At 43.2% G+C, this 12,186-nt stretch carries 8 protein-coding genes; 6 read left to right on the plus strand and 2 right to left on the minus strand.

All coding sequences use genetic code 11. The annotated features are described in order from the left end of the window. Window positions 1-30 precede the first annotated feature (30 nt). From RUMTOR_RS01955 to RUMTOR_RS01975, 5 genes are all read left to right on the plus strand, one after another. On the plus strand, window positions 31-1,203 hold the full coding sequence (locus RUMTOR_RS01955) for an iron-containing alcohol dehydrogenase (RefSeq protein ID WP_004845360.1): 1,173 nt from the start codon (window positions 31-33) through the stop codon (window positions 1,201-1,203). 235 nt (window positions 1,204-1,438) lie between these two features. Next, the gene (locus RUMTOR_RS01960) at window positions 1,439-2,533 is read left to right on the plus strand and encodes a cobalt-precorrin 5A hydrolase (RefSeq protein ID WP_004845361.1); all 1,095 of its coding nucleotides are present in this window, start codon (window positions 1,439-1,441) and stop codon (window positions 2,531-2,533) included. 42 nt (window positions 2,534-2,575) lie between these two features. Continuing rightward, entirely contained in the window at window positions 2,576-3,109 is a 534-nt protein-coding gene (locus RUMTOR_RS01965; protein ID WP_004845362.1) for a phosphatase PAP2 family protein, read from the plus strand. Between the two features lie 98 nt (window positions 3,110-3,207). Beyond that, the gene (locus RUMTOR_RS01970) at window positions 3,208-3,990 is read left to right on the plus strand and encodes a hypothetical protein (RefSeq protein ID WP_004845363.1); all 783 of its coding nucleotides are present in this window, start codon (window positions 3,208-3,210) and stop codon (window positions 3,988-3,990) included. Window positions 3,991-4,069: 79 nt separating this feature from the next. Continuing rightward, complete coding sequence (locus RUMTOR_RS01975) at window positions 4,070-7,885, plus strand: fibronectin type III domain-containing protein (protein ID WP_004845365.1); 3,816 nt, start codon at window positions 4,070-4,072, stop codon at window positions 7,883-7,885. 97 nt (window positions 7,886-7,982) lie between these two features. On the opposite strand, the gene RUMTOR_RS01980 is transcribed toward RUMTOR_RS01975, so the two are convergent. Continuing rightward, window positions 7,983-8,855: a helix-turn-helix transcriptional regulator gene (locus RUMTOR_RS01980; RefSeq protein ID WP_009319901.1), complete on the minus strand. Its 873-nt coding sequence runs from the start codon at window positions 8,853-8,855 to the stop codon at window positions 7,983-7,985. Between the two features lie 224 nt (window positions 8,856-9,079). Here RUMTOR_RS01980 and feoB point away from each other — a divergent pair, with 224 nt between their 5' ends. After that, the gene (gene feoB, locus RUMTOR_RS01985) at window positions 9,080-11,416 is read left to right on the plus strand and encodes a ferrous iron transport protein B (RefSeq protein WP_004845368.1); all 2,337 of its coding nucleotides are present in this window, start codon (window positions 9,080-9,082) and stop codon (window positions 11,414-11,416) included. A 90-nt stretch (window positions 11,417-11,506) separates the two neighbouring features. Here the strand turns inward: feoB and RUMTOR_RS01990 are convergent, their stop codons facing one another. Then, window positions 11,507-12,172, minus strand: coding sequence for a tRNA pseudouridine synthase A (locus RUMTOR_RS01990; protein WP_004845369.1), 666 nt, complete (start codon window positions 12,170-12,172; stop codon window positions 11,507-11,509). Between the last annotated feature and the right edge of the window lie 14 nt (window positions 12,173-12,186).

A 12,186-nucleotide genomic window follows, 5' to 3' on the forward strand; every position in this document is an offset into this window, starting at 1 on the left:
ATGAGATAAATGAAAAGGAGACGATGTGATATGAACGGAAATTTTGTTTACTGCAATCCTACGAAGCTTTATTTCGGAGAAGATTCCCTTGATTTTTTGAATGAGGAGCTTCCTAAATACGGGAAAAATGTTGTACTTGTTTACGGTGCGGGTTCTATTAAAGAAAACGGAATCTATGATAAAGTAATAAATATATTAAAAAAGAATGAAAAAAATATCGCTGAGATTGCCGGGGTTATGCCGAATCCGACTTTGGCAAAATTATATGAAGGAATTAAGATTGCCAGAAATCATAATGCAGATCTGCTGCTTGCGGTAGGCGGCGGATCGGTATGTGATTATTCTAAGGCGGTGTCTGTATCAGTGAACTGCACGGAAGATCCGTGGGAGAAATATTTTGTGCGGTTTGATGAGCCTGATTGTGAGATCGTTCCGGTCGGCTGTGTTCTGACTATGGTTGGAACAGGATCGGAGATGAATGCGGGATCGGTTATTACGAACGAAAAGACGAAGCAGAAGATCGGGCATGTGTTTGAAGATGAGAAGATTATGCCCAGATTTTCGATTTTGAATCCACGTTTTACAATGACACTGCCACATTATCAGATGACTGCCGGAATTTATGATATTTTTAATCATATTTGCGAACAATATTTTTCAGATACAGATGATAATACGAGCGATTATATCAGTGAAGGCTTGATGCGTTCTCTGATTCATTCAAGTAAGATCGCAAATAAAGACCCGCAGGATTATGAAGCGAGAAGCAATATTATGTGGACGGCAACATGGGCGCTTAACACGCTTGTCGCATGCGGAAAATCGACAGACTGGATGGTTCATATGCTCGGACAGGCAGTAGGCGGATATACAAACGCGACGCATGGGATGACATTGGCGGCAGTTTCACTTCCGTATTATCGTCATATTATGCCGTATGGTCTTGAAAAATTCAAACGGTTTGCGGTAAATGTATGGGGCGTGGATGCTTCGGAAAAAGAAGATCGGGAAATTGCGGAAGAAGGTCTGGCAGCTATGGAAAGCTGGATGAAAGAGCTGGGGCTTGTTATGAATCTGTCAGAACTTGGGGTGACAGAAGAGATGATAGAAGGGATTGCGGATGTGACGATCGTATTCGATACCGGGTACAAGAAACTGGATCGAACAGAAATTATCGATATTTTCAGGGAAAGTCTCATATAGTAACAGTTCAGTCTGCGTCATTCGTAAAACCGCACTGCATGCTTATGGCGGCTGATGCCACTGTTTTACTCATAAACGGGCGGCCATCTGTATGGCTGAACTTGTTACCTTATATAACGAGAAGTTGAACAGTCTGTTCCGATTATGCTATACTTGACAGAGAGCTGCCGAAAGGTTCGGCAAAGAATCATCTGTACTATTTTATAAAAGTCAGGCAGAAGATCGGGAGGTTGTGATGACGGGCGGTATTGCGAAAGTAGTCATATTCAGTTTTACAGAAAGAGGAACGAAGCAGAATCGATACATATATAGGAAATTAAAGATGCAGGGGTATATCTGTGAAGGATATGCCCCTGCAAAGTATGTTATGGGAGAAGAAGGCGGGGTGAAGCAACTTCCGAAAAAAAAGGAAGATTTGATTCGGGAACGCTGGGGAAAGTGGGCATTTTTATTTATCGGTGCGGCAGGGATCGCAGTTCGGTATATTGCGCCTTATGTGAAAGATAAATTTACGGATTCGGCTGTCGTCGTGGCGGATGAAGCCGGGCAGTATGTGATCCCTTTGTTGTCCGGTCATGTGGGAGGAGCGGCAGAGCTCGCGGATCAGATAGCAAATCTGCTAGGCGCTGTCAGTGTGCATACGACTGCTACAGATGTGAGAAAAAAGTTTGCGGCTGATGTATTTGCAAAAAAAAATGCATTGTATATTACGGACAGAGAGGCGGCAAAAAGAATTTCCGCAGCGGTGCTTGACGGCGAATTGATCGGAATTTATGCGCAAGGCGATCATGCAGAAAATGCCGTAAAAAATTCAAAAGAGATGTTTTCGGATGAAGTTTGCATATGTAATACGATAGAAGAAGTAATGAAGTATCGGTATCGGGTCATTCTTGCAGATTCGTTTCCTGCGATAGATGAAAATACACTTCTTTTAAAGCCGAAAAATATTATTGTCGGACTTGGATGCAGGAAAGGAATTTCAGAAGAACTTTTAGAAAAAGGTCTTTTAGAAATTTTGAAAAAGAATCATCTGGATATGAATCAGATTGAAGCGCTTGTAAGTATTGATCTAAAGAAAGAAGAACCTGCCGTTGTTTCGCTGGCGGAAAAGTATAAAGTTCCGTTTTTGACATATTCGGCGGAAATGCTCAACGAGGTGGAAGAAGTCTCATCTGCATCTTCTTTTGTCAAAAAAATAACAGGAATAGATAATGTGTGCGAGCGTGCTGCGGTGACATATTGTAAGAAACACTGCGAGTATTTTGAACTGATTGCCGGGAAAAGCATCGAGACAGCGATGACTGCGGCAATCGCAAGACGAAATATATAAAGACAGAAGAGTGAAAGGAAAAAGGCACGGAGGAAGAAACAAATGGTATTTGAATTACAATTTTTAGATTGGCTGCAGACGCTGCAGACGCCGATTTTAAACGAAATTATGAAAGCGGTCACACATCTTGGAGACGCGGGCGCTCTGTGGATTATACTGGCGGCTGTTCTGCTGGCATTTCCGAAGACGAGAAAAAGCGGGGCGATCGTTGCGGCTGCGCTTATTGTCGATCTTGTGTTATGCAACGGGATCTTGAAAAATATATTTGCCCGCACGCGCCCGTTTGATGTAAAAGAAGGGATTTCGCTGCTGATCACGGCGCCGAAAGATTTTTCTTTTCCTTCGGGACATACGGCGGCATCGTTTACAGCGGTTGCGGCGCTGTATTTTGCAGGAGAGAAGAAACTTTGGAAAATAAGCTGTGCTGTGGCTGTTTTGATTGCGTTTTCCAGAATGTATCTGTACGTTCATTATCCGACGGATATTTTGGGCGGGATCATCGTCGGAATCGTATCAGGGCTTGTCGGGGCGTATATAATAAAACGGGTACAGAAAAGAGGCGTAGTTCCGAATTAGATAAAAAGACTTGATGAATATGCAAAAATGAACGAGAAGAAATAACAGGGAATTGTTATGATAATTTAAAGCTGTTCATTTGCAGGGAGACAGACATTATGAAAAATGAAAATCAGCATTTCTCAGCAGACAGACGGAAATTCGGCAGACATTTTTGGATCGGCGCGGCAGTGGCCGGAGCGCTTTCGGCGGCGGTTATATTTACGGCGGCGAGTGCGGTTTACCGAAAGAATCGTTTCGATCTGAAAATCGGAGAAGAAAAAGTTGGATCAAAGGAATATCAGCTTTGTATGGATCTTGTAAAATATGATGTGAAGATGGAGATCCAAAAGCGGTATGACGCTTTGTACGGTGAAGATTTTTGGGAGCAAAGCTATGAAGGACAATATGGATATGAGATTTTAGCGGATCACACGGTGGAAAAGATCAAGTATATTCATGCGGTGTATGATCTGGCGGAAGAATACGGCGATGTATCCGACGGAAGCTTTGCGGCGATTGAAAAACGGTGGAAGCAGGAAAATGCAAAAAGGCAGAAAAAGGTAGAAGACGGAGAAGTCATCTACGGTCTGAAAGAATACACGTTTGACCTTTATATGCAGTATGAGATCAGTATGTATAAAGAAATTTACTGTAATGATACTGACAGAAAAGGAATGGATCTGACCGAAGAAGAAGTAGCCGAATATTACAGTCAGGGAGAATGGGTTTTTCAAGACGACGGGGAAAAGGCTGATTTGGAAACTGCGCGCATTGCGGTTGAGAGAGAACTGCGTGAGAAAAAATATGATGCCATGATCGCTCAGATGACAGAAGATTTAGAAGTAAGCGGTGATTTGGAAGCAGTTGATCGTTTTACTTTGGATCATTTAAAACGATAACAGTCAAGGCGGCGCCGGCATATGACCGGGAATATAAAGAGGCGCTTTGGAGATTGTATCAGGTGGGAAGGAGAAAAGTATGAAGAAGAAATGGGTGAGCGGAATGCTCGCGCTCTTGCTTGTCGGAACGACTGTCGGATCGATGATGCCGACAGAGGCGGTGCAGGCAGAAGAAAACAGTCAGGGAAAGACGTATTATGTCGATTCTGAAAACGGAAAAGATACAAACGACGGACTTTCTGAAGGAAAAGCATTTCAGACACTGAACAAAGTAAATGATCTTACGCTCGGAGCGGGAGACCGAGTTCTTTTGAAAAACGGATCGGTGTTTGAGGATCAGGCGCTTCATATTAAAGGAAGCGGAAGTGAAAACGCTCCTATTAAAATTTCTACATATGGGGATGAGAAAGACGGACGTCCTCAGATCAATACAAACGGTCATGGACAATGGGAATTAAATTACGGGCACAAACTTGACAATCAGAACCATAAGTGGCACGGAACAGTATCTTCGTCTATTTTGCTGAAAGATGTAGAATATATCGAAATCGAAGGACTGGAGATTACAAATGACCGGGATTCCGCAACAGATGCAGAGAAAGATAAAAATTATAAATACAATGACGCGGAATGCATGGACAGGACAGGCGTTGCCGGAGTTGCAAAAAACAAAGGAACGGTTGACCATATCGTATTGAACGATCTGTATATCCATGATGTGACAGGCAATGTTTACAATAAACATATGACAAACGGCGGTATTTATTTTATTGTTGAAAAGCCGGAGAACGAGAGCGCGACGGGAATTGCCAGATATAATGATGTGACGATACAAAACTGCTATCTTGATACGGTAAACCGTTGGGGAATTGCGGTCGGATATACATATGAATGGGCAAAATTCAACGGCGGCGCTTTAAGTGATGAGACGATGAAAACATACGCGTCCTCAGACGTTGTGATCCAGAACAATTATTTGAATAATGTCGGCGGAGACGCGATCACGACAATGTATATCGACAGACCGGTCATCCAGTATAATGTATCGGAAAATGCGGCGGCTCAGATTAATACGACAGATTATACAGATCCGCAGCCACAGCTTGACGCAAACGGAAATCCAAACGGAAAGACGCATACAGGAGGAAGAGTCGCGGCAGGTATCTGGCCGTGGAAATGTAAAAATGCGGTGTTCCAATATAATGAATGTTTTAAGACGTTAAATGCCTCAAAAGGAAACGGAGACGGACAGCCGTGGGATGCAGATTATGGAGACGGTACAAATTATCAATATAATTACAGCCACGGAAATACGGCAAGTACGATTATGTTCTGCGGAGGCGAATCGATCAATAATACGTTCCGTTATAACATCAGCGTACATGAAGATATGGGACCGCTTGATCCGGCAGGAAACGCAGGAAATACACAGGTGTACAATAACACATTTGTGATCAAAGAAGGAATCCGGTCGATCTGGTACAGAGATTCCGGCCCGGTTACGATGGAAAACAATATTTTCTATTTTGACGGAGAGCAGCCGGCGCAGATTACAAACTGGAATCCGCGTAATAATAAAGTTTATTCCAACAATCTGTTTTATAATGTAAGTTCTTATCCGGATGATAAGGCTGCTGTGAAAGTGGAAAAAGGAACTCCGGTTCTTGCAGACGCAGCGTCAGGTCCGGTAAAAGCTGCAGAAAACAAACAGGCAAGACGGCATGAAGATCCGACGGAAATAACCGTTTTTGATGGATTTAAACTGGCGGAAAATTCGCCGGCGATCAATAAAGGAAAAGTAGTGATTGACCGTAACGGTTATTCAATCGATCACGATTTCTTCGGACATGCAGTTACGGCGACGCCGGAAATCGGAGCTGCGGAAAGCGATGTGATCGGAGATCTCGTTCTTCGTTCCGTAGTTTATCAAATCGATCAGGAATCAAAGACGATCAGCGATATACCGAAAAATACAACAGTAGAACAGTTTTGCAAAGATTCGATTGTAGATACGGGAGTGACGATCACTGTTAAGTCAAAAGACGGCAAGCCGTTGGAAAATGCAGATATCATTAAAGGCGGCATGACAGTAACCGTTTCCTGTGAAGGAAAAGAGGCTGTTGTATATACGGTAGTTGCAAGTTCGGATAATAAACTGAAGTCTGCATATTATGAAGTGAAAGACAAAACGATCTATGTGCCGTTTACAGAGAAGAATCCGACAACGGCAGGCGAGCTGAAAGGAAATGTTCAAGCGGCTGAAACAGCGGAAGTATCTGTAGTAAGCGGTGAAAAAACGTTGAAAGATCAGGAAAATATCGCAGATGCCATGACAATGAGGATCACGGCGGAAGACGGTAAGACGAACGATTACACGATCAAGCAGAAAAATACATATAACTGGGCGTTGGATTATGCAGGACCGCAGCAGGGAAATGTATGGTTTGGTCAGAAGAAAGCGGCATCAGGAGAGTGGACGGAGATAAAAGAGTATGACAGTCAGTATCCGAACTGGATGGTAAATACATACTACGGTCCGGGAATCGACGAGCAAAGCCATTCCGCAAAACCGACAGAAGCAACGCACGGTCTTCTTTCCGCTCCACCGAGCACAGGAATTTCTACTGCTATGGCGTATAGAGTGCCGAAAGACGGAATGGTATCATTCCATGTAAAAGATGACGAGCCGTATTTGAGACAAAACGGAAACAGCGGCGGAACAGTAACATTAAAACTGTTAGTAAATGATGAAGAAAAGCAAAGTGTTATTCTTGAACAGAGCAAAGTTCAGGCAAAAGACTGGAAAGCGTTTGATAAGATTGAAGTGAAACGCGGAGATTATATCCGTGTTGCGGCAATTTCAAACGGAAATCCTACAAAGCCGTCTGTTCATGTGACACCGATCATTACTTATCTTAACGAAGGCGGAACACCTGCACCTGAACCGACTCCGGAATTGAAAGCTCCGGTTGACGTGAAAGTTTCGGAAGTTACCGAGACAAGCGCAAAAGTATCATGGAAGAATGCGGCGGACGGAAAAGAAGCGGCAGGATACAACGTATATGTTGACGGAACAAAAGTGAATGAAGAACTTATTGCAGAGACAACATATAACGTAAGCAGCTTGAAAGACGGAACGACTTACTCTGTAGAAGTGACGGCGGTAGACGCAGCCGGAGAAGAGTCGGCAAAATCAGAAAAAGTTGAATTTACAACAGTAAAGAAAGTTGTTGTTGACAAAGAAGCGCTGAAGGCGAATATTGAAAGAGCATCCGCTCTTTTGAACGAGACAGACAAGTATACGGAAGAGTCTTTAAAAGCGCTTGAAGAAGCTTTGGCAGCCGCACAGAAAGTAAACAGTGATCCGAAAGCAGATCAGACAAAAGTAAATGATGCGAACACAGCGCTTGAAAAAGCAATCAAAGACTTGAAAGAGCAGGAGAAACCGGATCCCGAACCGACTCCGGAATTGAAAGCTCCGGTCGACGTAAAAGTTTCGGAAATTACCGAGACAAGCGCAAAAGCATCATGGAAGAACGCGGCGGACGGAAAAGAAGCGGCAGGATACAACGTATATGTTGACGGTGTAAAATTGAACAAAGAACTTCTTACAGAAGCATCTTGCGGATTGACAAATCTGAAAGCAGAGACTACATATTTTGTAGAAGTGACGGCGGTAGACGCAGCCGGAAATGAATCTGTTAAATCAGAAAAAGTGACGTTTAAGACATTGAAAGCTGAAGAACAGAAGGAAGACTCGACACTGGAAAATAATGAAAAACCGGGTGCGGTACAGACGGGAGATCATGTAAACGTATTTGTATGGATGATCGGGCTTCTTATATCAGCGTCGGCGGCTGTGGCTGTAATGTTCAAAAGGAATAAAAATCGTTAAAAAGATATCATATTTATAATATGAATGCAGGGAGCGGTCAAAAATGAACCACTCCCTGTTTTGTATTTCAAAACATGCCTTTTGGGCATATGAGGATCTATATAGACTTGCGATATTGTGACGGCGTTGTATTTACACAGTCACGAAATACTTTAGAATAGTGCTGGGAATTTGTAAATCCGGACTGCAGCGCTATTTCGGTCAGTGACAGTTTTGTATTTTGCATCAGGCTGATCGAATGATTGATTCGGTATACGTTAATATAGCTGGAGAGAGTGATTCCGATATGCGCCTTGAACAGTTTGCTTAAATAGCGAACAGAAATATGAAGCTGTGACGCAATATCTTCCTGTATGATCTTCTCGGTATAATGCTCCGCAATATAATTCAGCGTGTAAGCAACATAACTGTTCTGGAGCTGCGGGTTTGAAAAATGATGGGCCGGTTTTGTGTGATCCAATATGTACAGCATTAAGTTGATCAGAGAAATGTTAATATTGGCTGCCGGAAACAGACCGTCAGAGTCGGTATAAAGGCTGATCAGCTTGTCTAATGTACTGTCGATTACGTCGTCTGCCGAGAAACGGTAATAAAAATGCGAAGAAAATAAAACTGCATGCATTAATGTGATCGGATAAACGCCTTCGTTTTCTAAAATAATATTTGAAAACATGTTGGGATCAAAGTGGACGTGTTTAAACGTACAGTCAGATTTTTTGTTCAGATAAAAAGAGTGAACGATATTCGGCAGTATCATAATAAAATCGCCTTTTGTGCAGTGAAGTGTTTCCGACTGGACATCCATAAGACATTCGCCTGATATGATACGATAAATCTCTATTGTAGAGTGCAGATGATGCGGAAATGTGTATCCTGCCGGCTGTGATGTGATAGTTGCGCCTGATAAGATCGAATCGGACAAAGACAGTGATCCGATCGAATCGGTATTGTTTTTTTTGTATGTTTTCATGAAACGTTCCTCTTGATCATTGCATAAACTTATATGTTGGTTATATACGGTTATATATAGATTAATTATACCAGAAGTTTATTAAAAAGTGACAAAAAATATAAAAATATGTAGATAAAATGAGAACTTATTCCGAATTATATAATTTGAAAAAAATCTCGCAATTTAAGGTTTTTCTGTTATAATGTTAGTTGACGCTTACTAAAAGATGAGGAGTGAAGATTATGACATTGAAAGAACTTGGCATCGGACAGAAAGGAATTATCTTATCTGTCGGAGGAAGCGGAGCACTCAGACAACATTTTCTGGATATGGGATTGATACGGGGCGCAGAAGTGACAGTCGTAAAATATGCGCCTATGGGCGATCCGATCGAGTTGAAAATACATGGGTATGAGCTGACGATCCGTTTGGATGATGCAGAGAAAATAGAAGTAAAAGAAATAAAGTCAGAAGAAAAAGAGAAAGAAAGACGGAACAAGGTGAAACGTTCTGCACATCCCGGATACGGTGAAGGCGGAAAGTACCATAAGAAAGAAACAGAAAATCCGCTTAAGGATGATGAGACGTTGACGTTTGCCCTGGTAGGAAACCAAAATTGCGGAAAGACGACGTTGTTTAATCAGTTGACAGGGGCTTCGCAGCATGTCGGAAATTTTCCGGGCGTTACCGTAGACCGCAAGGACGGCGTGATCAAAGGGTACAAAAATACATTAATCACAGACCTTCCGGGAATTTATTCTATGTCTCCTTACAGCAGTGAGGAGATTGTTACACGAGAATTTTTGTTAAATGAAAAGCCGAAAGGAATCATTAATATCGTCGATGCGACGAATATGGAGAGGAATCTCTATTTAACGATGCAGTTGATGGAGTTAGATATGCCTATGGTCGTTGCATTGAACATGATGGATGAATTGAGGGAAAACGGGGGAAGCGTTCATGTAAATGAAATGGAAGAGTTTCTCGGTGTTCCGGTTGTACCGATCTCCGCTGCCAAAGGAGAGGGAATCGAAGAGCTTGTGAAACATGCGGTGCATGTGGCAAAGTATCAGGAAAGTCCTCAAAAACAGGATTTTTGTGCGGATACGGAAAGCGGGATCCACAGAGGACTTCATGCAGTCATGCATTTGATCGATGATCACGCACAAAAAGCCGGAATCCCTCTTCGGTTTGCGGCAAGCAAGATCATGGAAGGCGATAAAAAGATTACCGAGAAATTGGATTTAAGCCGGAATGAAAAAGAAATGCTCGAGCACATCGTTGTTCAGACGGAAGAGGAGAGCGGTTTTGACAGAGCTTCAGCCGTTGCCGATATGCGATTCTCTTACATAACGGAAGTGTGTGAGACGGCGGTTGTAAAACCGCATGAGAGTAAAGAGCGTCTCAGGAGTAAACGGATCGACCGCATACTGACGGGAAAATATACGGGAATCCCGGCCTTTATCGCGATTATGGGAATTGTATTCTGGCTGACATTTAACGTGATCGGAGCGGGATTACAGTCGCTTTTGGAAACGGGAATCGGATACTTGACAGAAATCACAGATCAGGCGATGACATCCGCGGGAGTCAATACGGCGGTTCATTCCCTCGTTATTGACGGGATTTTTAACGGTGTGGGAGGAGTCCTTAGTTTCCTGCCGATCATCGTTACATTGTTTTTCTTCTTATCTTTGCTGGAAGACAGCGGATATATGGCAAGAGTAGCTTTTATTATGGATAAGCTGCTTCGTAAGCTTGGATTGTCGGGAAGAAGTATCGTGCCGATGCTGGTCGGGTTCGGATGTACCGTTCCCGGGGTGATGGCGAGCAGAACGCTTCCGTCGGAAAGAGACAGGAAAATGACGATTTTGCTGACTCCGTTTATGAGCTGTACGGCAAAGCTTCCGATCTATGCATTCTTTTCGGCTGTATTTTTTCCGGACTATGCCGCGCTTGTGATGATCGGATTGTATGTTCTTGGTATTGTTATGGGAATTATCATGGCCCTTTTGTTTAAAGGAACGATGTTTAAAGGGGAGCCTGTTCCGTTTGTTATGGAACTTCCGAATTACCGTCTTCCGGGAATGAAAAATGTCGGACAGTTATTGTGGGAAAAAGCGAAAGATTTTCTTCAGAGAGCTTTTACGGTTATTTTCGCGGCGACGATCGTGATCTGGTTCTTGCAAAGCTTTGATACAAGCCTGAATATGGTGACAGATTCAAAGGACAGTATTTTGGCAATGATCGCGGGAGCTCTTTCACCGGTTTTCGCACCGCTTGGGTTTGGGGACTGGCGTATATCGACGGCGCTTGTAACCGGATTTATGGCAAAAGAAAGTGTTGTCTCGACGCTGACGGTGTTGTTCGGCACTACGGAAGCGCTTCTTGGAACGATCACGGCGGCAGGAGCTGCGGCGCTTCTCGTATTTTGCCTGTTGTATACTCCCTGTGTGGCTGCGGTTGCATCGATCAAGCGGGAGCTTGGCGGAAAATGGGCGTTTTTTGTTGTCATCGGCCAATGTGTGATCGCATGGCTTGCGGCATTCGCAGTTCATACAGTTGCGATGCTTTTTTAAACCTGCTTGGACCCGGCAGAGGGAACGGAACATGAATCGGGATAGGTAATGGAGTGGAGGAGAAGTCCTGCCGGATTGCAGCGTACTTCTTTATCCACTCCCTTTTTTATTGAGAAATTCAATGATGTGCTCCGGCATCAGGTACAGAAAATCATTTGCACAGATTTTGATCGTAAGAAGCGAAAAGCTGTCGTTTTCGGTTTCTTTGGAGTGGGAAACGGAAATGTCAAATATTTCTTTGACTGTTCCTTTTTTCTTTTTTACTCCTGAAAGGGAACGAAAATCATGGACTCCGACGAGAGAATCAGCCGCCTTTCTTATGGCGGCAACTTCTGATTCCGAGATGATTTCCGGTATATTTGCCGTGTAGGCTCTTGTGAATATGTTTTGGACAGGGGCGGTACAGATGCGGTACAAATAAGTTCTGGAGACTGCGTTTAAATCTGATCGGAAACGATCAGAAACAATTTCGGAACTTAAGATGTGAATATCTTTCGGAAGATATTCGTTAAGCTTTGATAAAAAATATGTATCGGAAAAAGGAGACTCTGTGTGAAAGTTGACTGTCTGACAGAGTGCGTGGACTCCGGGCGCTGTTTTAGCGCCGGCAAAAAGAGTGATGTCTTCACCGGTCATTTTCTGTAAAACAGAAGAAATGCGATATGAAATCGTTTTCGCGTATCCGTCTGCGGCAGGACGTGTCCATCCTAAATAGCGTGTTCCGTCGTATTGAAGGGTTAGTTTTATGTTGGGCATAAGGTACTCCTTTG

It is taken from the genome of [Ruminococcus] torques ATCC 27756, assembly GCF_000153925.1.
GTDB classification, from domain to species: domain Bacteria; phylum Bacillota; class Clostridia; order Lachnospirales; family Lachnospiraceae; genus Mediterraneibacter; species Mediterraneibacter torques.